Genomic DNA, 23,947 nt, shown 5'->3' with positions numbered 1-23,947 from the left:
TCAACGCTGTAGGGTAGAGAGATCATCCGTAGGTTACGCTTCTAGCGTGACACAAAAAAGTCACGTAGATGGCAAAGCCATCATACGTGACCTACGAAGAAAAATGTTACTACCAACCGCCAGCATACTCGACGCTGTAGGGTAAACAGCTCTCTTCCATTAGGGTATAACGCAGCTCAATTAACTGGCGCAGGTGCAGCAGGTCATGAGCCAGCCAGGAGGCCAGCATATCCCCGGCGGAAAGACCTCCCCAGGGCATGACGGCAGCCGAATCCCAATTGGGATTTTGGAGGGTATCCAGCCATTTGAGCGACGCTTCACGTTCAGCGGTAAAGGCTGCCAGGGTAGCGTCCAGTTGGCGTTCGTTATAGCGTTTGGCCGTCACCCAGCCCTGGGGATCGATCTTGGGCCAGGGGGCATCTGGTGTATGGAGCAGGTGATCCAGGTGGCGGCGGAAATCGAGAACTTCTTCGTCCACCAGGTGATTCATCACTTCCAACACAGACCAGGATTTTTCATCCGGCTTCCAGCGAGCCTGTTCCAGGGTGAGTCCTTCCGCCAGTTGGAGAATGGCTTCGCCTTGTGCTTTCAATTGGTTATTGGCTATTGAAATATCCATTATTCACTCCTTAGATCTTGCGTAAATGCTCCCAAATCGCCACCATTCCGTAAGTGTCCCGCTGGCAATAAGCGAGCATAGCCTGACGGATTGCAGCTTCCTCCTCGGGGCTGAACTCGCCCTGCTGCAACTGGTACCAGGTCAGCATGGCCTGCTGGCCGTCCTGAATGGTCAGATCGCCATAGTCCAACTCGGGGCAGAGTACAGGCAGAACGGCTTTCAATGAAGCGCTGCCGTGGAAGGCCGGGTGGACGTACCAGCCGCTGCTGAAGGGCTGCATCAGGTCCTGAATCCGTTGGTTGATTGCCAGCAGATCAGCAGCCAGCTCGGGGGAGTGCTGGGCCAGACTCTGATTGCGTGCTTTTTCAAACGATTGATACCAGACCAGAATGGAGCCTTCTGAACCGATATGCTGCGGGAGGTCAGCAGCCAACAGTGGTTCAGGGTCTTCGCGGGAGGTGCTCAGGAAAGCGTGATGTTCCGGTTCTGCTTCCGGGTCGGCTAGTCTATACAGTGAATATTGAAAGATGATCTGTTCATAAGGGTGGTAACCGGGGAAAAGCGGGATCGCAGGGCCAAAGGTTTCGTAATCCAGAAAGTAGAGGGGGAAGCTCAATTTTGAGAGCCAGCCACGGATGGCGGCCTCATCCACCAGAGGTTGTCCAGACTGGACGGCTTGGATATGTTGTCTTTGTTTGGCGTTGAGCGGAAAGTCCGCTGGGATGCTGCGGATATCGAGAATGCCCTGGTTTCGCAGATCAAGGGCTTTCTTTCCAATCCGCGGCAGGTCGTATATGGGATGTTCTGGCAGGTTGGGGTGGCAGAGCGAAGGGCAAGGGCAGGTCTTGGGGGTGCGGCAGGCATATTCCGGCAGAGGTGTGACCATCTGGTTCACTTGCCGGGCCGCTTCACGCAGCGAGAGAACGTCTTCCCTCAACTGGCGTACTTTGTCGGTGACATCTTCAATGGTGAAGAGCTGCGTCAGGTCGAGTTCATCTTCCAGAATGCAATTGCTGTTGATGTGCAGCACATAGACGTTGCGAATGTCGAATTTGGCCTCAAGCAGAAGAGTTTGGAAGGTGAGGTCATATTCGTGTTCGGCTTTGACCCGCGTGGAGGATTTGATCTCATAAAGGTCATAGGCATCCGCTGCGCGGTCATGGACAATACCATCCGCCCGGACCTCATAACGGCCGTCGTTATAGGCGAATTGCCAGAGCAGCTGGGCCTGGTCGTAATGGGCAGCGATATGTTCTTGAAGGTGTTCTCGGGCCAGTGCTTCCACTTGTTGACCTTGCTCACGCAGATGCTGATCCAGCAGAGTCGGTGTTCTTTCCTCCAGGGCGTCACGCGTTTTAGCCCAGAGGTGCATCGGGGCATCCAGGAAAAGCAGGAAATCCGACTTGGTGAGCATAATTACCCTTCAGGTTTATGGGACAGGTGGTTGTAGATCAGGTCGGGCAGTTGGGCGAGGCCTTCCAGTTCGTAGAAGCCTGGTTGGCTGCTATCAAAGTCGTCGACCATCTCATGCGCCCAGGTGGTATCCGCGGGGATGTGGACAGCCGTGCCGCCGAGGGCCAGCACAGGGATGATATCTGAGGGCAGGGAGTTGCCGATCATCAGGAAGTGCTGCGGGGCAACCTGGTAACGGTCGAGGATGGCCTGATAGATCTCCGGCGTTTTCTTATTAACGACCTCAACCGCTGAGAAATAGCGCGCCAGGCCGGAACGTTCGACCTTCTCGGTTTGGTCCAGCAGGTCCCCTTTGGTGATCACGATCAGGCGGTGAGTTTGCGAAAGCGTTTGCAGGGTCTGGCCGACATTGGGACACAACCGTACTTCGGCCTCCAGCATCTGGCGGCCCAGGGCAAGGATCTGACCGATTTCATTGCCCTTGATCTCACCATTGGTGAGGGCGACGGCCGCTTCCATCATGGAAAGGGTGAAGGCCTTAACCCCATAACCATAGAGGGGCAGGTTCTGCATCTCGATCTTGTCCATCAGCCGATCGATCTCAGCGGGGGTACTCCAGGGCGCTAAAATGCTCCGCAACTCCGTCTGGGCCTCAGTGTAATGCACCTCGCCATGCCAGAGGGTGTCGTCAGCGTCAAAGGCAATCATATTCAATGTCATTAAAATTTCCTTGTCCAAATTTATGATAAATCTGATTATAACGGATGGCGGTTCCCAAAATCCAACACAGGCGCGTCCGAATTATTTATTTTTTGGGTCGCTCACCCTCAAATTTGACCCAAAATGACTATGTTAAAGTTCGTTAATACTTACCTGTTGGGCAAATCTCTCCAAAAGGCCTTTGTGGTATGATTAATTGTTGGACGATGAACCTCAGTGATGGACTTTGACTCTAAAATGAGTACTGGCTTCCTGCGGAAATGACCTCGCGTTATTTTCGGCAGGCATTCCATTTTAAAATAGAGGAATTGATTTATGGTAGATATTATTAAAGAACGCCCCGTGAAATTTAACCTGCCCCGCCGCCTCAAACGGTTAGGCGATTTGGCATTCAACCTATGGTGGGTTTGGCATCCGGAGGCCCAGCGGCTCTTCAAGGATATTGATGGACTTCTTTGGGAAGATACCTATCACAACCCCGTGGCTTTCCTGCGGGATGTGGAGCGGTCCCGGCTGAATGCTATGACCGATGATCGGTATTTCCTGGATAAATATGACCGGGTAGTGCGTGAATTTGACCGCTATATGAACGAGAAAGACACCTGGTTCACCCAGACCTATCCGGAAATGAAGGATGACCTGGTGGCCTATTTCTCATTTGAGTTTGGCCTGCATGAATCCCTGATGGTTTATGCCGGTGGCCTGGGCATTCTTTCCGGTGACCACTTGAAAGAATCCAGCGACCTGGGGATCCCCCTGGTGGGCGTTGGTTTTGTTTATACCTACGGCTATTTCTCCCAGCGCATCAGTGAAGATGGCTGGCAGCATGCGGATAATGTTCCGATTGATTTTGATTCCCTCCCGCTGATCCGTCTGATGGATGAGAACGGCGAGCCGCTCAAAATCTCGATTGATCTACCCGGGCGCAAAGTTTTTGCCCGGATCTATCAGTTGAATGTTGGCCGGGTTAAGCTTTATTTGTTGCATACCAATATTCCCGAGAACGATCCCAATGACCGCCAACTGACCGATCGGCTGTATATCAGCGATTTGGAACTGCGCATTTCTCAGGAGATCCTGCTGGGGATGGGCGGCGTACGTGCCCTGCGGGCATTGGGCTATGAACCCACTGCCTGGCACATGAATGAAGGCCATTCCGCTTTCCTGACTCTGGAACGCGCGATGGAATATGTGGAGAAAGGCTCCTCCTTTGAGGAGGCCATTTCTTTGATCCGCAAAACCAATATCTTCACCACGCATACCCCTGTGCCGGCGGGCAATGATGAATTCCCACTTTGGCTGATTGATAAATACTTTGCGAATATTTGGCCTGAATTGGACATCACCCGTGAAGATTTTATCGGTCTTGCCAAAGTCCAGCAATCCTGGGGCGGCGACGCTTTCAGTATGCCAGAGCTGGCTTTGAAACTCTCCGAATTCCGAAACGGCGTTTCGGAATTACATGGTGAGGTGGCCCGCAAGATGTGGAATTACCTCTGGCCCGATAAGAAGCCGGATCAGGTGCCGATTGGTTCGATCACTAACGGTATCCACACGGAAACCTGGCTGGCTCGTCAGATGGGGCTGTTGTTCTCCCGCTATATGGGCTCCGATTGGGCGGATCATATTGATGACCCCAACATGTGGGCCAAGGTTGAGAATATCCCCGACGATGAGTTTTGGATCGTTCGGCGGCACCTGAAACGAAAACTGGTCGCTTTCGCGATCAACCGGGCGCGCGGCCAATGGCAGACCGCTCAGCGGCATCCTGTTCAGACAGTGGCTAGCGGTGTCTTACTGGACCCCTATGCGCTGACGATCGGTTTTGCCCGGCGCTTTGCGACCTATAAACGGGCTGACCTGATCCTGCATGATTACGATCGCCTGCTCAAGATCGTGACCAATGAACGCCGACCCGTGCAGTTTGTCTTTGCCGGTAAGGCCCATCCTGCCGATGAACCCGGCAAGCAGATGATTCAGCGTGTCTACCAGGCAGTCAAGGATGCCCGTTTTGGCGGGCGGCTGGCTTTTCTGGAAGATTATGACATGAACATCGCCCGCTATATGGTGCAGGGCGTGGATGTCTGGCTGAACAACCCCCGCAAACCCCGGGAAGCCTCCGGTACCTCGGGCATGAAAGCTGCCTTGAATGGTGTGCTGAATTTCTCGATCCTGGATGGCTGGTGGTGCGAGGGCTATAATGGCCACAATGGCTGGGCGATCAGTGAGAAGACGCCCGATGCAGCGACCCCCGAAGAACAAGATAAACTGGACGCGGCCAGCCTCTATGACATTTTGGAAAATGAGATTGTCCCGCTCTATTATGATCAGCGATCAGCTGATGACCTACCGGCGGACTGGATTGCCCACATGAAGGAAAATATTCGCACATTGGCCGGTCAATTCAGCACTCGGCGGATGCTTAAGGAATACATGACCGATATGTATGAGCCAGCCCTCCTGAACGGGATTGATGAACGCAGTCAGGGCGAGTAAGGTATTCTGATGGAAATTTTATCTTCACCTGCCGCCTGGATGACGGCCTTTGGCATTTTTGCTGCCCGGCTGGTCAACATGGCAATTGACACGCTGCGCTTCATGTTCACCCTGCGCGGGAAGAGCTTTATCTCCTGGATTTTGGGCTTCATTGAGAGCGTGCTGTTTGTAGTGGTCATTGGGTCAGTTCTGACCAATATGGAGAACCCCCTGAACGTGATCGGCTATGCCGCCGGTTTTGCTACCGGTAATGTGGTGGGCATGTGGATCGAGAAACGCCTGGCAATTGGTTTCAGCCATTTTACGATCATCAGCCAGGACCACAGCACCCAGATCGCCGATGTGCTGCGTTCTCAGGGGTATGGCGTGACAGAAATTCCCGCTCGCGGCCGCGAATCCAGCTTTATGATGATTGATTGCTCCGTGCGCCGCAAGGAAGCCGATGAGGTGGAGGCGCTGGTGCTGGAAAGTGACCCGGAGGCCTACATCACGGTTGAGGAAGTGACTCCTCGCCGGAGTGGTGTTTTCCGGCAATAACAGGTTTTAGTCATTTAAAGGCTGCGAATTTCGCAGCCTTTTTGGTTAAAGGTGAAGAATTTCTCCATGTTATAATCCATGAAATTTGATGTGTAATCAGATCATGTCGATAGGTATAAAGTTATGGATGAATTGTTGCCGGGCAGTGAGGTGAAAAATAATACTTATCCATTGCTATTGACAAAAATCAAAGAACCTCAAATCTCTTCAAACAATCTTCCCCGCCAAGAATTAATTAATGAATTATCCAGAGGTATAGCTGCAAATCGGAAACTAATTCTTCTGTCAGCCCCTGTTGGATACGGAAAAACTACCTTATTAAGTCACTGGATAGCTAAAGAACGCGATCTTAGGAAGGGTACAAAGTTTGTTTGGATAACTCTTGATAGTCTTGACAATGACATCAATCGGTTTTTAAGCTATTTGATTGGGGGAATCAATCGGGCTGACTCAGAAGTATTTGCGCAAACTCAATCTTTTGTTCATTTCCATCAGGATTATTCATTTGATGATGTTTTATCGACCTTCATCAATGCAATCACTAACTATGGATCAAGAATTGTTTTGGTTCTCGATGACTTTCAAGTGATCAATGGTTCGGAAGTAATCCGGTTTTTTAAAAATCTGCTGGATTTTCTCCCCTCAAATTTAACACTTGTTATATCAAGTAGAGTAGATTTGCCCTTCTCGATCGCTCGTTTGCGTGGCTCGGGTGATTTGTTGGAGATAAGAATAGACAAATTAAAATTCTCAACTGATGAATCGTTAGAATTCATCAATGCTCACACTGAAGAAGAAATATCTGAGGGACAGATACAGACCATAATTAAGAAAACGGAGGGATGGGCAGCCAGTCTTCAACTATTCGTCTTGGCCTTGGGGCGGTCTCAGGATCATCGTGCATTCATCAATACATTTTCAGGAAATCAGAATTATTTAACGGATTATATTACCGATGAGGTCTTGACGTCCTTGCCAGAAGAGGTGCGGATTTTTCTATTACGAACTTCAATATTGAAGTTTATGAATGTTGACCTTTGTCAAAAAGTCTCTCTGATGGAGAATGGCTTAAAAAGCCTTTTATTCTTGCAGACAAATAATCTTTTTATTATCCCATTGGATGATAAGCGCATCTGGTTCCGTTATCATCAGCTTTTCGCAGATTTACTTCAGCACAAGTTGAAAGTTCATTTGGCAGAAGAGGTTTGCGATCTGCATAACAGAGCCAGCCGTTGGTATTTTGAAAATGGATTTTTAGAATCAGCTATCGACCATGCTTTGCAGGGGGGCGATTATCACCAAGCAGCCGAATATTTACTTCAAAACCTACATGCGTTTTGGCAACAAGGGCGCTGGGAAACAATTCGATCATATATTGCGCGATTACCAAAAAACCTAGTATATTCTTCGAATCTTCTTGTTTTGCATTATTTAAGAGCGCTCTGTCAACTGGGTGATATCAATGGAGCGAATCAAGTTCTCATCGACTCTGAGATAAATAATCAGGTTTTACCGGAAGTCGATGAGGCCAAATTACACGTAATACTTGGAACCATTGCTCTGCATGAAGGCGATATCCCTGACGCAATAATTTATTTTGAAAAAGCCCAAATAAAATTTCCAGAAAAGACAGATAATTGGCGAATTTCAAGTTTGCTCCTCCTTGGAGCTTCGTATGGGTGGATTGGGCAGTTAATGAAAAGCACCGAAACCTATGAAAATGCTGTAGAGACTGGGAAAAATAACCATCAACCATATCTCGCCCTTGAAGCAGGTTTTCGGTTGGCAACAAATTATTATCTTTTGGGTAAATTGACTCAAGCCAGAAATGGTGCTCTTGATTTCATTAAGTATGCAAACCAATATCAAATGGACGAGCTCCCAATTGTGGGCACATATTGGTCATTAATAGGAACAATAGAACTTCAGCAGAATAGAATAAACGAAGCAAGGGCATCGAATTTGGTAGGCCTTCGAATTGCGGAGTCGGGGAGACAAGTAATTTCCAGAGGATATTGTTACCTGAGCTATCTAAATTATTCCCTTTCAATCAAGGACATGTCAGGTATAGAAGAATTCATTGGAAAGACAGAAGATTTAGCGAAGGAAACCAAGCTGCCTGGTTTCATCCAATATTGGTTAATGGCTGCCAAGATCCGCGTTTTACTTTTGAGTGGCCAGAAAAATGAGGCAATCAAAATAATTGAGGGGCTTAGAGAAGTCTTGTTTGGCCCAATTGATCTGTCGAAATTTGAACTCTATGTTGCTTATTTAAGATTTGTGAACGGAATCGGTTTTGAGAATAACAATCTCGTTGATCCTGCTGAGATTATTCTGATGATTGATCAGATCAAGAAATTACTCTCAAAAGACGGATTGGTGAGTAAGTTGATTCCGATTTTGATACTTGAGGCGGCTCTCTACGATCAAATTGAAGAGCCTGAACAAACCAAAGGACTATTGAATGATGCACTTTCACTTGCGAAGGATGAAAAAATTTTTCGTCCATTTATTGAAGAAGAGATGTTTGTTCAAAAATACCTGCCAGATTTGTTCCAATCAGATGGGAGATTTCTTGAATTATTTTCTCCAGACGAATTAGATGAGGATCGAAGTAAAATTTCCCCGGTACAAATTCCTCTGACCAAACGAGAAGTTCAAATCTTAACTTACTTACCCACCCATTATTCTGAAGTTGAGATTGCATCCAAACTATTTCTTTCACAGAGTACAGTCCATACTCATATCAAGAATATTTATCAGAAATTGGGGGTCCACTCACGGTCAGAAGCCGTTCAAGTAGCTCGAGAACTTGTAATTCTTAAGTAAGTCAAAACTCCCCTTTTTTAGGGGAGTTTTTATTGTGTTATTTATTCAATTTCCCCTTTTTTATGTGATTTCAAACGACACACTTTCGGATTTAATTGAGAAATCAATAGTCCATTGTTTTGAGTTGGAGGAGGTCGGTTGGAATACGAAATATTGATTGAAGGCGAAATAGCCGTGAACTGGCAGATGGAATTTGAAGGTTTTATTTTCTCAACCATTAATCAAGCCTCAGACAGAAAATTCACGAGAATGGTAGGGACTTTGAAAGACCAATCCGCTCTTTTTGGTATTTTAGCAAGGATAGGAAACTTGAACCTAACTTTGTGTGCTCTTAGAAAACTTAAATAATCAAACAAGGAGAATAAAATGAAGAAAGAAAAAATAATTCAAGCTGCAAGAAGTAAAGCCTTTGGCATCTTTGAAGATGCAGAATGTGACTTCATTTTTAGGCGAACATTGGAATATATGGGTGTTGGCGCTGCTGAAATTGGAGAGTGTCTCTACGTTGCAAGACGCATCAACACGAAAGATGGTGAAAGTTGGATTAGCGAGTGGACCAACCTTGCTCAACGGGTTGAAGAGCAAGGGGATTTGTCACTAGAAAAAGGAAACGTTGTCAGCGCTCGAGAATCATACTTGCGAGCATCGAATTATTATCGCAATGCTGAATATAGTACGCCTCCGAATGATCCAAGATTTGACAGTCTCTGGAAATCAAGTCAGATGGCATTTCATAAGGCCTGTCCTTTATTCGAAACCGAAATCAAAATTATCGAAGTGCCGTTTGAAGGCACGATGCTGCCCGGGTATTTTTGGCAACCCGATTCGACAGGAACCAAACGTCCAACTTTATTTTCTATTGGCGGAAACGATTCGTCTGGTGAGGAAGTATTCTTTGCAAATGGCTTTTCAGCTGTTCAACATGGATATAACTTTTTCACATTTGAGTTTCCAGGCCACCGTGGGGCCATTCATGTTAATCGAGATCTGATCAAACGGGCTAACTATGAAGAACCCTTCAAGAATGCTTTTGACCTTCTTGTACAGCTCCCCGGTGTTGATGAACGGATTGGGCTAACGGGTTTCAGTTTTGGAGGATATGTTTCAAGTCAAGTGGCTACCAGGGAAAAACGGGTTGCAGCGCTGATTCCGAATAGCCCTATTATTGACTCCTACAGCGTCACAATGGCCTTTTGGGGAGGAATCATGAAAAAGATTCCCTTGAAATGGATTGCAAAATTAACTGAAATGAAAATGAAAGATAAGCCAGTCATAAAGGCTTTCAAGGATTATACGGATCTTACCGGCGGTGTTTATCAAACAAAAATGTCAATTCAGGAAAAGTTTGATCACAATATTGATTTTCTAAAATCGATGAACATCGTTGGTGATCTGGATAAAATCACTTGCCCGGTTCTGGCCTTAGTTTCCGATGGCGATGGAAAAATTCTAATTGATCAAGCGAATCAATTCATTAAAGGCGTTTCTTCCAAGGATAAAACATTGTATCAATTTTCATTGGCTAAAGATGGCTCTGATGAGCATTGTCAATTGGATAATCGCTCTCGAGGTAATCAGGTTATGTTTGATTGGTTAAATAGGATCTTTTCCTATACAAACTGACGCTCAGGTAAATTTTGGAATATTCACCCCCTTTTGGATTGTTCGAAAGGGGGGCTGTTCTTTTTCCATTGACTGGTGATGTTGTATACTAATACCATCCACACCCAACAGGAGGCGCGATGTCCGGTAAATCCGATAAATTTTTCCTTGGTAAAAACTACAACCTGCAAAAAAGTGAAATGGGAGAGAACCAGGTTTTTTATGACCCGGATGACCTGACCACCCATGCCGTGATCACCGGTATGACCGGCTCCGGCAAAACCGGTCTTGCAGTGCTCATGCTGGAAGAAGCCGTCCTGCAGGGTATCCCGGCCATCGTTGTGGACCCCAAAGGCGACCTGACCAACCTCCTGCTGCACTTCCCGGATTTGCTGCCTTCCGATTTTCAGCCCTGGGTGGATCAGGACGCGGCCCGTCGGGATGGCGTGACAGTGGAAGCAGCCGCGGAAAAAGCCGCCTCGCTCTGGAAGAACGGTCTGGAATCTTATGGATTGGGCAAGCCTGATATTGAAGCTCTGCGGGATACAGTTGATTTTGCAATTTATACCCCCGGCTCGGATGCTGGGCTGCCGGTCAGCATTATGGCTTCGCTTTCCGCCCCGCCAATTCCCTGGGAAGGAAATAAGGAAATCCTGCGCGAGAAGATTTCCAGTACTGTGACCGCGATTTTAGGACTGGTGGGTTTGAAGGATATTGACCCCGTGCGCGCTCGGGAACATATTCTGCTGGCGAATATCTTTGAGGCAGCCTGGAAAGTCGGCAAAGACCTCGATATGGCCACGCTGATCACCCATGTGCAATCCCCAACTTTTGATAAATTGGGCGTCTTCCCGCTGGAGCAGTTCTATCCTGAGAAGGACCGCTTCGAGCTGGCTATGCTGTTAAATAACTTCCTGGCCGCCCCCGCATTTCAAACCTGGCTGGAAGGGCAGCCCCTGGATATTGAAGCCTTTCTCTTCAACGCGGATGGCAAACCGCGGCACAGCGTTTTCTATCTTGCGCACCTCAGTGATGAGGAGCGGATGTTCTTCATCACGCTGCTCTATACCAGCATCGAATCCTGGATGCGCACCCAGAAGGGCTCCAGCGGACTGCGCGCTCTGGTCTACTTTGATGAGATTGCGGGCTATTTGCCGCCAGTGGCGAACCCGCCCAGCAAGGGTATCATCCTGCGTATGCTCAAGCAGGCCCGCGCCTTTGGCGTGGGGTTGATGGTTGCCACCCAAAACCCGGTGGACCTGGATTACAAGGCGCTTTCCAATGCCGGCACCTGGATCATTGGCAAGCTTCAAACCGATCAGGACAAGAACCGCCTGTTGGACGGTTTGGAAGGGGCCGCGCCGGGCATGGACCGCAAGGCCTTTGACAAGATGATCTCGCTGATTGATAAGCGGGTCTTCCTGCTGCATAACGTGCACGAGGATGCGCCCGAGGTGTTCCATACCCGCTGGGCGATGAACTATCTGCCCGGCCCGCTGACCCGCTCGCAGCTTCCGGCACTGAATGCTCTGGTTGGTGCGGGGAAAGCCAGCGCGAAAACACAGCCGTCGGAAAAGAAGACAAAGACGAAGAGCCAGAAGCGGACCAGCCTGGGACAGGATGTCCCCCCGGCAGTCCCTGGCTCGATCCCGGAATATTACTTCCCGATTGGCCGCGGTCCCGTGGAGGCACTGAAAGCCGCCGGGCGTTCAACTGAGGGTGAGGTTCCTAACCCGAAGACACTCTACCGAGCTGCTCTGATGGGACAGGCGCGGGTGGCTTATGTGGATCGGAAATATAACCTCAGTGAGGAGATCGTCTACACCGCCCGGATTGATGAACTGAAACGCAAGGGGCTGGTGCGTTGGGAGAACTTTATCGCTGCCCCCGTTGACCCGGATGACTTCTCGGGCACGGCTACCCCCGGTGCGCTCTATGACACACTTGATAACCTAACGCTGGATGACAGCAGCTTTGTGAAGGGGCTTGAAGCGGACTTCACCGATTGGATCTATCGCACCCAAACACTGACCATCCGCCAAAACGAAGCCCTTGATGTGTTTGCCGGGCCAGGCGTCTCTGAAGCGGAATTTAATAAGATGTGCGCCGATGCGGTGGAAGATAAGAAGCAGGAAGCGATTGACGCTATCAAGGATAAATATGAGGCGAAGCTGGATAAGCTGGAATTGAAATTGAAGAAGGAAACCCTTGAGTTGGAAGAGGATAAGCAGGAACTCGGTCACCGCCGACTGGAAGAGGTGGGCAAGGGTGTTGAAAATGCCCTCAAGTTGTTCAGCGGTCGCAGCAGCAGCATTTCCACCTCGCTGACCAAGCGCCGGATGACCAGCAAGGCCAAAGCTGATCTGGAAGCCAGTGAAATGGACGTCAAAAATGTGGAAGCCGAAATAGCCGCCATGCAAGAGGACATGACTGAAGAACTGCAGGACCTTGAAGCCAACTGGGCAGATGTTGCGGATAAGGTGATTGAAGTGCCGGTCTCGCCCTATAAGAAGAACATTTTTGTGGAAGTCTTCGGTGTGGTCTGGCTGCCCTTCTATGCTTTTGAAGAAGGCGACAGCTGGGAGACCGTCCCGGCTTTTGAATGGGAAGAAGCGGAATAATCTGAGCTCTGATTTATAAAAACTGACCGAGGAACCCTTGCGTGGCCTGACTGAACTCTTCCGGCGCGCTCCACATCAGGGGATGTCCGCCCTTTGGGCTAAAGAAGATCCGGCCATCCGCTAACTGGCTCAGGATCTCAAAGCCACATTTCACCGGTTCAATCAGCATTTGATCTTCCAGGCTGAAGGTGAGCAGGACCGGGCAGCTGACTCTTGCGAGCGATTTCCCCAACCATTGACCGCCATTATTTACCAAGTTGATCAACATCTGCGTGTCCGCTTCAACCACTGACTGCCAATCCTCGCCCTGCGCATATTGCCAAAAACCCGATTGTTCTTTTGTGGGCTGAGACCGTTCCTCAATGACGTTTTGCTGCAGCATTTGGGGGGTGAAAACCGGGGTAAACGAGTCAGCCACCACCGCGCGGACTTTTTCAGGGTGCATGGCTGCACAGTTCAGGGCAACCACTGCGCCGCCGCTCGTTCCCAGCAGGATGGCTGAGCCGAGGGCCAGATGTTCGATCAATGCAGCGGCCTGGTCAGCGCAATCTGCGAACCAATCATCCGGCATTTGCGATATTCGATCTGAGCGGCCCGTTCCCAAATAGTCCAGTGCCACAGACGTGAACGAACCGGCGAAAAAGTCCAGTTCGGCCTGGTGGCAGATGGAAGACGCCGTGTTGCCCGGCAGGATGACCAACAGGGGGCCATTTCCCTGGCGGCGATAGAAGAGTTGTCTTCCCTGATAAATAAATTTCGGCATAATATCCTCACGTTGAGGATATCATGATTGCGACTGCCTTGGGAGGGGAAATTGGGGGTTGAAAATCGGATAAATAATGTCTAATATTATTCTAACAAGAGAAAGCTAAAATTAATAAAGATAAACAAATTAGAAAATGGATAGAAGAGGAGCAATTATGATTAAAAGAACATCCAAAGCCGTTTGGCAAGGCGATTTGAAAGCTGGTAAGGGCAAGGTTGCCCTGGGCAGCGGTGCCTTTGAAGGCCAATATTCATTCACCTCCCGTTTTGAGGAAGGTACAGGAACCAATCCTGAGGAGTTGATCGCAGCAGCGCATGCTGGCTGTTTCTCAATGGCACTGAGCGCGGATTTGAGCAAGGCAGGCTTCACGGTGGATGAGGTCAAGACAGAAGCGGTCATCTCGATGGATAAGGTGGATGGCGGTTTCAAGATCATCAGCAGCAAGTTGATCACCAAGGCCAAGGTCCCGGGGATTTCCGAGGCTGAATTCATCAAATTTGCCGAAGGCGCCAAAGCAAACTGCCCGGTTTCAAAAGCCCTGGGTGCCATTGACCTTGAACTGGATGCCACTCTGGTGAAGTAAATTCCCCCACTATCGGATTAAAAATTTAGACCACCCACATTGTGGGTGGTCTTGGTTTAAGAGTTGGTTTGTAGGTCTAGATAGCGATCATGAAGAGGTAGCTGTGGGAGTCATCTTCTTTGTCGCTATCGTCCTCTTCGTCATCATATCCATCATCGTACTCATCTGAGTCATCGTAGCTATCATCGGATGAATCGTCGTAGCTGTCATCAGAGGAGTCGTCATAGCTGTCGTCTGAGTTGTCGTCGTAATAGTCATCGTTACTGCCATCATAGCTATCATCCATTTCATCATCGTAGGAGTCTTCGCTCTCACTATCGGAGACGGTGATCGTGCCGCTGAGGGAGATCAGGCCGCCCGTGATGGTGAATTGATAGGTGCCGCTGTCCGGCAGAGTGAATGAAATGGTCTGGCCGGGTTCGACAGTGAATTCATTGGAATAGTTGGAGTCATCAGAGCTATCGTCGTTGTAGGAATCGTCGCTGCTGTCATCCATACTATCATCCATGTTGTCATCCATATAGTCATCGGAAGAGTCGTCCATCTTCATAATGCTGATGGTATAGCTGACGCTGTCGTTATTGGTCCAGGTGATCACGGAACCTTCATGCAGGGTCAGTGCCTCGGGAATGATGGCGCCGTCTTCGAGCCAGATATTTACGGAATATGAACTATCCGAGATTTCGGATGAGGATTCCATTCCCATCGCGTCAGAGGAGTCTGAGCTTTCCCTATCTGAAGAATCGGACTCACCGTCACTGGGTTCGTCGCTGTTGCTATCTTCGGTTTCCATGAGGGGTCCATTGAGAGAATCAACTGCAACGTCAACGACTTCGCCAGAGGCGGAGAGGTTCAGGGGTTGGCATGCCGCGAGAGCAAACATGCTGATCACGACAAGGGCAGTTATTTTTTTCATTTTATTTCTCCATTTTCATTACTTTTATTGTATTGCTTACAATTTAGATGTGTTATATCCTATTTTAGTAACATTTAATGATTAAGTAGGTCTTGTTAATCTCATGCCGGCGAAGGGGGCAAAATCATACCGCAGTATGTGCAGATTCGACATTTTGCAGGATATGATGGGAACACACCTCGTTTAGTGGGAAGTGATGATCTATGCCTGATAAACGGTTGATGACTCATATCCTCCTTCTGCTGATTTTGATTGTAGGGTTACTCTCCGGCTGCCAACAGCCCCCTGATTTGTCCCCGGCGGAATCAGTCACTTTGGAAGATCTGCTGGATGGGCTGGAAACCTTGTCCCCGAAAGATTTCATGGAAGAAGCGTACAAGCGATTGGTGCTGCGCTCCCCGCAGACCGTGACCGAAGTTGGGCTGGCGGGGTTTTTTGATGCCCGCAATGCTGCCTTGGATAGCTATGACCTGCAGGACCTCTTGCTCACTCAAGCTTTTGAAGTTGAACTGCTTGCCCTGGCCCGGGATATTGACCAGACGAAATTGGATGAGGCAGTGCAACTTGATTTGCAAACCTTCACTTGGTACCTGGAAGACCGGGTCGCGCTGCACCCCTACCAATGGCGACCCTTTCCCCTTTGGAATGAGCTGGGTTCACTGACCGACCAGCTGGTGTATATGTTGATGGTGCAGCAGCCCTTTACGGATGAATCAGATATTGAAGATTATCTGGCCCGTCTGGAAGCCATTGGGCCGCAGGTGGATCAGATTGTGACTTATCTCTATGAGCAGCAGGCTGCTGGGGTGCAGATTCCCTATGTGCTTTATTCGGAAGTGATGGAAGAGATGGGCGCACACCGCTGGCAGGTGGGCCGGAAAACACCTTTTGTCAGCGTTCTGGCGGTACGCTTATATAACCTGGAAGGGCTCAGCCAGGAGGACTATCAGACCTATTATGGCCGCGGAGGTGAGATTGCAGATCGGGTGATCCTGCCGGCATTTGACCGTTTAATGGATGCGCTCTATGACCTGGCCGGGTCAACAACGGAACAGGTAGGCCTGCCATACCAGCCGGACGGCGCTCTTTATTATTCCCTTTTGCTTCATCAAATCACAACCCTTGAAAGGAGCCCCGAGGAATGGCTTGAACTTGGGGAGGGCGGACTGGCGGAATTGGAGGTTGGGGTGCGCCGGTTGGCTGCCGAAGCAGGCTATGACCCTGATGAGACCCTGCAGGAGATCTTCCGCCAAGCCAAGGTCGATCAGGATTATGCTTTGGGGTTGGATATCTTTGTAGCATTGCATAACCTATTGATTGACGCGGAAATGGCGATGTCGGGGGCTTTTGAAAGTGAGATCGAGAAAGACCTGGTGATGGTACCGGTATATCAGGGGGCGTTCTTTGAGCCTGCCGCACTGGATGGTTCCCGCCGGGCGGCCTTTTATGCGGGGTTCACCGGGCAGGATGCACTATTTGATATGCCAACCCGGATTTATCGGGAGACTTTTCCCGGCCGCTATTTCCAAACCGCGGTGGTGAACGAGTTGGATTTGCCGCTTTTTCGCAAGGCGCTTCACTTTCCGGCTTATGACCAGGGCTGGACCCTCTATGCCGAACACCTGGCCTGGGAAATGGGGATGTATGAGGATGAGCCCAATACCAACCTGGCCCGCCTTCAACAAGAGATGATTGGCACTGCTCAGGTGGTGGTGGATGTCGGTTTGCATTCTCTTGGGTGGGATATGCCCACGGCCGCGCGTTACTTGGTGGAACATGCTGGAATGGATCGTTCAGAGGCGAATGATCTGGTCCTGGTGCAGATCGCCCAGCCCGGCCAGGCTTTGGCGGTCTATGCCGGGTATGCTCTCATTCGAGATTTGCGAACCCAGGCTGAAGCAGCGTTGGGAGCGAATTTTGACCTGAAAGCTTTCCATGCAGCCGTGCTTAATGGCGGCAGTTTACCGCTGCCGCTGTTGGAAGAACAGGTGCGGAAAGAACTTGGTTATTGATTTGGAAGCTTGAAATGTACTAGGATACTGCTCAGCCCAGATGTTCCGCTGCGATCCGCTGGATGGTGGCGGCGTGCTCATTCATGTGTTCCGTGAGCATTTTCAGCATACTTTCCACATTGCCTTTGCCCAGTTCTTTGCCCTCATCATTAAAATAGAGCACTTCGTTCTTCAATTGATCGGGCAATAAGGAGACCATCTCAGCAATAAATCTGCGATGAACATGCATCAGTTCCAGCGCCGTTGCCACGGGTTTGGTGTCCCAGCCCAGTGCGTCAGCCCAAGGTTCGTTGCCTGGGAATCCGCCAAAAACAATCTTGCTGCCGGGGGTGGCCAGGGCGCGCTCAATAATAAAGGTGTAGACATTGCAGTCTTCAGCCACATGATGGATGATCTGGCGGATGAACCAGCCCTCGCCGCCTTCACGCCAGTCCAGCCCGGATTCCGGGACGGGTTTCAGCGCAGCATCAAAATTATCCAAAGCGCCGGTGAAATCTGCAATCAGGTCAGTTATTTTCTCAGACATTTTTTCTCCAGGTTTGGGCTTTTTTATATCTCCATTATAAATAGGAATTAAATTCTGAGCGGGTGATAAAATGGGATCAAATATGAGAGGAACAAAAGTTTATGACTGTTGAATTGATGACCCATATAACCCCTGAAATTATCGAAGCCTTTGAACGTTTGATCCCCCAACTTTCTTCACACGCCCTGCCGCCAACTGAGAGCGCGCTGACGGAGATGGCGGAATCACCGGATGTAATGGTGTTCCTGGCTCGCTCAGAAGGGGCTGTCATTGTGGGTTCAGCCACCCTGGCGATCACCCAATCCCCGACCGGGCGACATGCCTGGATTGAGGATGTAATTGTTGATGGAGCGGCTCGGGGGCAGGGCTGGGGCCGAGCGCTGACCGAGGCCTGCCTGAACAGCGCGCGGGAATTGGGGCTGACTGAGGTGAACCTGACTTCACGGCCTGCGCGGGTGGCCGGCAATGCCATGTACCGTGCCATTGGCTTCAAGCAGCGGGAGACCAATGTCTACCGGTATGACCTGCGGGAAGGTTAGGCGGTTTTGAGATACGAAAAGGGCGGCCTAAGCAGGCCGCCCTTATAAGTTAAGTGAACCTATTTCAACGCTCAGGGCGCTTCCGTAGGTGTGAGGATTCCTGTACCATCCTGCAGTGCAGAGGCTAATAAGGCCAGTGCCCGTGCATCCTCAGAGAATCCCGCCGCCAGCGTTTGTTGGGCTTGTGAACCGAGGATGAAGATCGCATCTTCATCCCGCAGCAGTGCCAGTCGGCTTTCAGCACGGTCCAGGTCACCCGAAGCGGCATAGGCCTGGGCGATGGTGAGTCGGTAATTATCCTTGAAATCTGCCCGCAGTGTGGCAGGTTCGGTGTTGCTGTAGACCACAGGATTGACCCACCACGCATAGAGCAGTCCAAGCAGGAAGCCCAGCACCAGTCCGGTGATCATGTACCAGGGGAAGGACTTTGGGTCCGGTTTGGGCTCTGGTTTGTTGATCACCACCTGAGGAGGCCGCGGTTCGTTCACCCTGACCTGGCGGGTCTCTTCGAAATCATCCAGCTTATGCCAGCCGTTGCTCATTGGCTCTCCCCCAGAGTACTGGCGATAGCCTGCCGGAGGTCGCTCATCAGCTGCAGGTCGCTTGGGTTGTATTGCTGTTCCTGTGCGAAGGCCAGAGTCTCATCCATGATTTGTAGGATAGAATCTTCTCCTAATGTGGTCAGGCGCGCCATCGCCATCACCGGGTCACCCTCGGCGTGGTAGATCTCCGCCGTCATCAGGGCATAATCGGTTTTGAAGTCCATCCCCAAAGTGCTTGGGCCCGTGTCAGCATATCTGACCGGGTTGACCAACCAGCCATAAGCCACACCGGCAGCTATGCCCAGCACGATCATCAGGGTGAAGAAAAACAGACGGCGCTTTCGCCCTTCCAAGAGATTACTCCTCCTTCAGCATAGGCATATTCAGACCGAAGCGTTTGGCGGCTTCGATAGCTTGCTCATAACCGGCATCGGCATGGCGGACAACCCCTAAGCCGGGGTCACCGGTCAGTACCCGCTCCAGCCGGGCGGCTGCTTCGGGAGTGCCATCGGCCACAATCACCTGGCCGGCATGCTGGCTGAACCCGATGCCAACGCCGCCGCCGTGATGGAACGAGACCCAGGTGGCGCCGTTGACGGCGTTGAGCATGACATTGAGCAGCGGCCAGTCGCTGACCGCGTCCGTGCCGTCTTTCATCGCTTCGGTCTCACGGTTTGGTGAGGCGACGGAACCGGAATCGAGGTGGTCCCGGCCGATGACGATTGGGGCGGAGACTTTACCTTCTGCCACGAGTTTGTTGAAAGCCAGCCCGGCTTTGGCCCGTTCACCATAGCCCAGCCAGCAGATACGGGAGGGCAGCCCCTGGAAGGGGACTTTTTCGCGGGCCATATCCAGCCAGCGGTGGAGATGTTCATCTTCGGGGAAGAGTTCTTTGATCACCCGGTCAGTCTCGTAAATATCTTCCGGATCACCGGAGAGCGCCACCCAGCGGAAGGGGCCTTTGCCTTCGCAGAACAGGGGGCGGATATAGGCGGGAACGAAACCGGGGAAATCGAAGGCATCCTTGACGCCATAATCAAAAGCTCTTTGGCGGAGGTTATTGCCATAATCGAAGACCTCCGAGCCCTTCTTTTGCATATCCAGCATGGCCTGAACATGAGCGGCCATCGAAGCCTGGGACTCACGGGCATATTCTGCGGGGTCTTCGTCCCGCAGCTTGTCCGCTTCTGCCAGGGTTAGCCCGGCGGGGACGTAACTCATCAGGTCATGGGCGGGCGTCTGGTCAGTGACCACATCTGGCACCACGCCGCGAGCAATCAACTCGGGGTAAATTTTAGCTGCGTTCCCAATCAGGCCGATGGATTTCGGTTCTTCATTTTCAACCGCCTCTTCCACCAGGGTCATAGCTTCTTCGAGGTCATCGACCACAGCATCCACATAGCCGATTTCGAGCCGTCGACGGGCACGTTCGGGGTCCACTTCTACGATCAGCCCAACGCCTTCGTTCATTGTGATGGCCAGTGGTTGGGCGCCGCCCATCCCGCCCAGGCCGGCAGTCAGCACGAATTTGCCTTTGAGAGAAGGCCAGCCGCGCTGTTGGGCCAGTGAACCGAGGGTTTCGTAAGTGCCCTGCAGGATGCCCTGAGTGCCAATATAGATCCAGGACCCGGCGGTCATCTGACCATACATGATCAGTCCTTTGGCAGCCAGTTCATCGAAGTGTTCCTGGGTGGCCCAGTGGGGGACGAGGTTGGAGTTGGCGATCAGCACCCGAGGTGCGTCACGATGGGTTTTAAAGACGGCCACCGGTTTGCCGGATTGAACCAGCATGGTTTCGTCATCTTCCATTTTTTTAAGGGTAGCGAGGATGGCGTCAAAGGCTTCCCAGGAACGGGCCGCCTGTCCCCGCCCGCCATAGACAACCAGATCATCCGGGCGCTCTGCCACTTCCGGATCCAGGTTGTTTTGGATCATACGGAAGGGGGCTTCGGTTAGCCAGGATTTGCAGGTCAGCTTGGTGCCGCGTGGGGCGCGTACGGGTCGGGGTTTGGACATAGATTCCTCCTTGGTGAGTAGGTGGCGAGTGTTGTACTTAGATTATAAAACGATTTTGCGTTGGATGATTGGAAATTCTGCTGGAGGTTATGGATAGTTTTGTCTATTCTCGACTTCGTCACGTGCCGCGCAGCGCACGTGACGAACTATTCACCCCTTCCCGCTTTCGGCACCCTTCCACTCCAGAGGGGAAGGGACGGGGATAAAGTTAAAATTTGGTTGTAATTTTTTAAATTGGTTTTACGTCACTGGATAATCCAAGCTATTGAAAAAGTTCGATTTTAGCGCAACTGGAAGCTTAAAATTGACCGATTGAAAAATGGACAAAAAACATCCACAGCATGTTTGATCAGTCTTTATAGGTTTTGCACCGCCGCGATCATCATTCCTTCGATATTATCTTTGTGCAGACCTTTCAAATGAAACCGTCTCAAGCAGTGAAATTCTTTTGTTTCACCAAATAATGGTTCAACCCACACACTTCGTTTCCGAGAGGCTTTTTTGTTCTTTGATCCAGAATCTGCGTTTGATTCCTCCTTCACCATCTACAAACTGGCTGAGTTGTAATTGCAGTAAATACGAGATCCGCAAAGCTGTATTGATCCTAATGACAAAAAGCAGCAAATCACGATAGCGATGCTGGCCTCGCAACAGGTTCTTTATTTGTGCAATTTTCTTGCGATCACGAATGGGTTCAACGAATTTTATTGGTTTCAAAATCGGTGAACATATCTTCATCCTCAAGAGATGTATTCATCATGATCGGATTTGAACTCTAAGAGAGCAAAAACAAGGGCTGATTTCACAGCCCTTGTTCAGTACGAGCAAACACAATAGTTATTTTGTTTACTCATTGTGATTCAATACCCAAAATACCTCGGGAAACAAAATACTCTACCAATCCGACCGATTATCAATAATTTTCGGGTAATAAAAAATTGATGGAACTTTTTGACGACCTTGTACGTTAGAGTATGTGAAAGAAACAAATTATCAAAGGAGTTAAATTATGTTTTTCAAAAATCTACAATCAAGACAAATCAAAATAATCGGCTTTGTCTTACTCATTCCACTTTTCATCGCCGCATGTGGCAGCCAGCAAACCGATCAACTGATCAATGATATAGATTGGCAATGGATCGAAATGGTTGAAGCCGAACCTGCTTCCCAATCACTGGTCCCCAATCCGGAAAATTACACCCTACGCTTGTCAACTGATAGCACCCTGAGCATCACAGCTGACTGCAATATGGTGGGCGGATCTTATACGCTTGCTGGTAGTGCTCTGAACATTGAAACTGGCCCATCGACAATGGCCTATTGTGGGGAAGAATCACTCGATCAACAATTTCTGGGTTTTCTCAACAATGTCGAGAGTTATGCAATAGAGGACGGTCAATTGATGTTGAGGCTAAAGGATGGTGCGGGTCATATGACTTTCAATGAAGAATAGGTCTTTGCTCTGCCTGCCAACTAATTAACACAACCTTCAACAACGCAATTCGCAAACCAGAGTTGCGTTGTTGTTTTTAAATAATAGGAAACTGCTATAACCAATCCCCACAATTTTTCAACAACCTGGGTTGATACTTTGACTTCTTTTGTGAAGGGGCACAATAGTGGTTGTGCAAACTTAGTTGTTCTGAACCAACTGTTTTTTCAGAAAGTCCTGGCAGCTGCCTTGACAATTGTATACTAATTAGTATAATACCCATATACTAATTAGTATACAGCGTGATAACTAAGGAGCATATTATGATGGAAGCAAAGATAAACTTGGATAACAGAAATGCTGAGCGCATCTTACAAGAAGGATGGCGCTTGTTCGAGAAAAAAGGGTTTCGTGGTGTTTCTCTTGATGAGCTCTGTCAACGTTCAGGCTTTAGCAAGCCCACAGTGTATTACTATTTTCACAACAAGGAAAATTTGTTCGTGCAGGTATTGCGATACAAGCTAAGCGGTTTTCACGCTGTGGTCAAGCGACCCGGAACATTGCCGGAACGTCTGGAGTGGTTTGCAACCAATATTCTGGAAAGTTTTAAGGTGGAAACCAGTTTTCTGATGCGAGACCGCGAACATATCAAGCGACTTGAAGCTCGTCAGGAGATCAAGGAGGCTTTTCATACCGAGTTGTTTGACCCATTGAGTGCGTTGATGCGCATGGGGATCGACCGGGGTGAATTGAAAGGGGATAACTCCGAAGTGCTGACGTTGATCTTCCTCGGCTGCATTAATAATTTTATTGGTAAAGCTGGTGAGATGCATATGTCAAATGCTGCCCTGTCCAAGATATTAACCAGTTACTTTCTAGAAGGAGCAAAAAATGAGTGAAGTTCCGATTCGTTGGTTTGAAATTGGTTTTAACGTAATTTATCTAATAGCAGTCTGGTACATTGTGGTGTTGATGAGCCGCTCGATGGACACAGTGGCTCCGAAGGACCGCAAGGTAGCAGGACTTGTGCGCATGGCATTCATCCTACTAGCAGCAGGCGATACTGGTCATGTAGGTTTCCGGGTATTGGCCTACGCATTAGGCGGTCTCGAAGCCCAAGCGGTCGTTCTGGGAAGCCCTATGAGTCTGATCGGCCTCGGGATGTTGACCACTTCTATCACCGTGACACTGTTTTATATGATTCTGGTATACATTTGGCAGGCACGCAACAATCAAGCAGCGAATTGGGCAACAAACCTTTTACAGATCGCTGGTGTGGTGCGCTTGATAATCATGGCACTACCAAGCAATGACTGGGGGGCGGCGGTGCCCCCGCAACCGATGAGCCTATACCGCAACCTACCGCTGATGGTGCAGGGAGTGGGGATGATTATATTGTTCCTACTCAGCGCTTATCGCAACCATGATACTACCTTCAAATGGATCGGGTGGATGATCGCTGTATCATTCGCCTTTTACACACCGGTCATTCTGTTTGCGCAGCAAGTTCCTATGTTAGGGTTGCTCATGATTCCCAAAACCTGCGCCTACCTGGCAATCGCGATATTCGCTTATCGTGGATTATGGAGCCAGGATTTGGGAATATCCAAAAGCCCGGAAAAACAACCTTCAACCTTGGAAAGCTAGGACTGCCCTAAAATGATTTTAGGGTTCGTAATCGGGCAAATTGCTTTGTAGATTGATAATGAAGGATAAATTATAAGTTTTTTAACCCTGGTAATAGCAGCAACGCAATTCGAAAGTTAGAATTGCGTTGC

Annotated in this window: 22 protein-coding genes; 12 read left to right on the top strand and 10 right to left on the bottom strand. The window is 49.6% G+C overall.

What is annotated here, in order from left to right; translation table 11 throughout:
- Positions 1 to 109: 109 nt before the first annotated feature.
- Genes JR338_09400 through JR338_09390 form a run of 3 tightly spaced genes read right to left on the bottom strand, consistent with a single transcriptional unit; the run spans position 110 to position 2,752 of the window.
- Positions 110 to 619 carry a DinB family protein gene (locus JR338_09400; protein QRN82634.1) on the bottom strand — a complete coding sequence of 170 codons (510 nt, stop codon included), beginning with the start codon at positions 617 to 619 and terminating at the stop codon, positions 110 to 112.
- Between the two features lie 10 nt (positions 620 to 629).
- Positions 630 to 2,033: a DUF2779 domain-containing protein gene (locus tag JR338_09395; protein QRN82633.1), complete on the bottom strand. Its 1,404-nt coding sequence runs from the start codon at positions 2,031 to 2,033 to the stop codon at positions 630 to 632.
- A 2-nt stretch (positions 2,034 to 2,035) separates the two neighbouring features.
- A complete protein-coding gene (locus JR338_09390; GenBank protein ID QRN82632.1) occupies positions 2,036 to 2,752 on the bottom strand; it encodes an HAD family hydrolase in 717 nt (238 codons plus the stop codon).
- A 315-nt stretch (positions 2,753 to 3,067) separates the two neighbouring features.
- Between JR338_09390 and glgP the strand changes: the two genes are divergently transcribed.
- The 6 genes from glgP to JR338_09360 all read left to right on the top strand — a co-directional run bounded on the left by glgP (position 3,068) and on the right by JR338_09360 (position 12,837).
- A complete protein-coding gene (gene glgP, locus JR338_09385; GenBank protein ID QRN82631.1) occupies positions 3,068 to 5,248 on the top strand; it encodes an alpha-glucan family phosphorylase in 2,181 nt (726 codons plus the stop codon).
- Positions 5,249 to 5,257: 9 nt separating this feature from the next.
- Positions 5,258 to 5,785 carry a DUF2179 domain-containing protein gene (locus tag JR338_09380; GenBank protein QRN82630.1) on the top strand — a complete coding sequence of 176 codons (528 nt, stop codon included), beginning with the start codon at positions 5,258 to 5,260 and terminating at the stop codon, positions 5,783 to 5,785.
- Positions 5,786 to 5,908: 123 nt separating this feature from the next.
- On the top strand, positions 5,909 to 8,614 hold the full coding sequence (locus tag JR338_09375; protein ID QRN82629.1) for a hypothetical protein: 2,706 nt from the start codon (positions 5,909 to 5,911) through the stop codon (positions 8,612 to 8,614).
- A 138-nt stretch (positions 8,615 to 8,752) separates the two neighbouring features.
- Complete coding sequence (locus tag JR338_09370) at positions 8,753 to 8,962, top strand: hypothetical protein (protein QRN82628.1); 210 nt, start codon at positions 8,753 to 8,755, stop codon at positions 8,960 to 8,962.
- 18 nt (positions 8,963 to 8,980) lie between these two features.
- Entirely contained in the window at positions 8,981 to 10,237 is a 1,257-nt protein-coding gene (locus JR338_09365) for an alpha/beta hydrolase (GenBank protein ID QRN82627.1), read from the top strand.
- Positions 10,238 to 10,356: 119 nt separating this feature from the next.
- Positions 10,357 to 12,837, top strand: a complete 2,481-nt coding sequence (locus tag JR338_09360) for an ATP-binding protein (GenBank protein ID QRN82626.1) — start codon at positions 10,357 to 10,359, stop codon at positions 12,835 to 12,837.
- Positions 12,838 to 12,850: 13 nt separating this feature from the next.
- Here the strand turns inward: JR338_09360 and JR338_09355 are convergent, their stop codons facing one another.
- A complete protein-coding gene (locus tag JR338_09355; protein QRN82625.1) occupies positions 12,851 to 13,600 on the bottom strand; it encodes an alpha/beta hydrolase in 750 nt (249 codons plus the stop codon).
- A gap of 157 nt (positions 13,601 to 13,757) precedes the next feature.
- Here JR338_09355 and JR338_09350 point away from each other — a divergent pair, with 157 nt between their 5' ends.
- The gene (locus JR338_09350; protein ID QRN82624.1) at positions 13,758 to 14,186 is read left to right on the top strand and encodes an OsmC family protein; all 429 of its coding nucleotides are present in this window, start codon (positions 13,758 to 13,760) and stop codon (positions 14,184 to 14,186) included.
- A 76-nt stretch (positions 14,187 to 14,262) separates the two neighbouring features.
- On the opposite strand, the gene JR338_09345 is transcribed toward JR338_09350, so the two are convergent.
- Positions 14,263 to 15,102, bottom strand: a complete 840-nt coding sequence (locus JR338_09345; protein ID QRN82623.1) for a hypothetical protein — start codon at positions 15,100 to 15,102, stop codon at positions 14,263 to 14,265.
- A 203-nt stretch (positions 15,103 to 15,305) separates the two neighbouring features.
- Here JR338_09345 and JR338_09340 point away from each other — a divergent pair, with 203 nt between their 5' ends.
- Entirely contained in the window at positions 15,306 to 17,114 is a 1,809-nt protein-coding gene (locus JR338_09340; protein ID QRN82622.1) for a DUF885 domain-containing protein, read from the top strand.
- 31 nt (positions 17,115 to 17,145) lie between these two features.
- On the opposite strand, the gene JR338_09335 is transcribed toward JR338_09340, so the two are convergent.
- The gene (locus tag JR338_09335) at positions 17,146 to 17,640 is read right to left on the bottom strand and encodes a DinB family protein (GenBank protein ID QRN82621.1); all 495 of its coding nucleotides are present in this window, start codon (positions 17,638 to 17,640) and stop codon (positions 17,146 to 17,148) included.
- Positions 17,641 to 17,741: 101 nt separating this feature from the next.
- Here JR338_09335 and JR338_09330 point away from each other — a divergent pair, with 101 nt between their 5' ends.
- Positions 17,742 to 18,179: a GNAT family N-acetyltransferase gene (locus tag JR338_09330; protein QRN82620.1), complete on the top strand. Its 438-nt coding sequence runs from the start codon at positions 17,742 to 17,744 to the stop codon at positions 18,177 to 18,179.
- A 71-nt stretch (positions 18,180 to 18,250) separates the two neighbouring features.
- Here JR338_09330 and JR338_09325 read toward each other — a convergent pair whose 3' ends face one another.
- The 4 genes from JR338_09325 to JR338_09310 all read right to left on the bottom strand — a co-directional run bounded on the left by JR338_09325 (position 18,251) and on the right by JR338_09310 (position 21,282).
- A complete protein-coding gene (locus JR338_09325) occupies positions 18,251 to 18,721 on the bottom strand; it encodes a hypothetical protein (GenBank protein ID QRN82619.1) in 471 nt (156 codons plus the stop codon).
- A complete protein-coding gene (locus JR338_09320; GenBank protein QRN82618.1) occupies positions 18,718 to 19,074 on the bottom strand; it encodes a hypothetical protein in 357 nt (118 codons plus the stop codon). Before JR338_09320 ends, JR338_09325 begins: the two co-directional genes overlap by 4 nt.
- Before the next feature lie 4 nt (positions 19,075 to 19,078).
- Positions 19,079 to 20,737, bottom strand: coding sequence for a urocanate hydratase (gene hutU / locus JR338_09315; protein QRN82617.1), 1,659 nt, complete (start codon positions 20,735 to 20,737; stop codon positions 19,079 to 19,081).
- 356 nt (positions 20,738 to 21,093) lie between these two features.
- On the bottom strand, positions 21,094 to 21,282 hold the full coding sequence (locus tag JR338_09310; protein ID QRN82616.1) for a transposase: 189 nt from the start codon (positions 21,280 to 21,282) through the stop codon (positions 21,094 to 21,096).
- 464 nt (positions 21,283 to 21,746) lie between these two features.
- On the opposite strand from JR338_09310, the gene JR338_09305 reads away from it, so the two are divergent.
- The 3 genes from JR338_09305 (at position 21,747) to JR338_09295 (ending at position 23,816) form a co-directional block, all read left to right on the top strand.
- Positions 21,747 to 22,190 carry an META domain-containing protein gene (locus JR338_09305; protein ID QRN82615.1) on the top strand — a complete coding sequence of 148 codons (444 nt, stop codon included), beginning with the start codon at positions 21,747 to 21,749 and terminating at the stop codon, positions 22,188 to 22,190.
- Positions 22,191 to 22,492: 302 nt separating this feature from the next.
- Positions 22,493 to 23,068, top strand: coding sequence for a TetR/AcrR family transcriptional regulator (locus JR338_09300; GenBank protein ID QRN82614.1), 576 nt, complete (start codon positions 22,493 to 22,495; stop codon positions 23,066 to 23,068).
- Entirely contained in the window at positions 23,061 to 23,816 is a 756-nt protein-coding gene (locus JR338_09295; GenBank protein ID QRN82613.1) for a hypothetical protein, read from the top strand. Before JR338_09300 ends, JR338_09295 begins: the two co-directional genes overlap by 8 nt.
- Positions 23,817 to 23,947: the final 131 nt, after the last annotated feature.

Source organism: Chloroflexota bacterium (assembly GCA_016887485.1).
Lineage (GTDB): Bacteria > Chloroflexota > Anaerolineae > Anaerolineales > Anaerolineaceae > Brevifilum.
The sequence above is the reverse complement of the archived record's forward strand: the minus strand, read 5'-3'. Positions and strand labels throughout refer to the sequence as shown.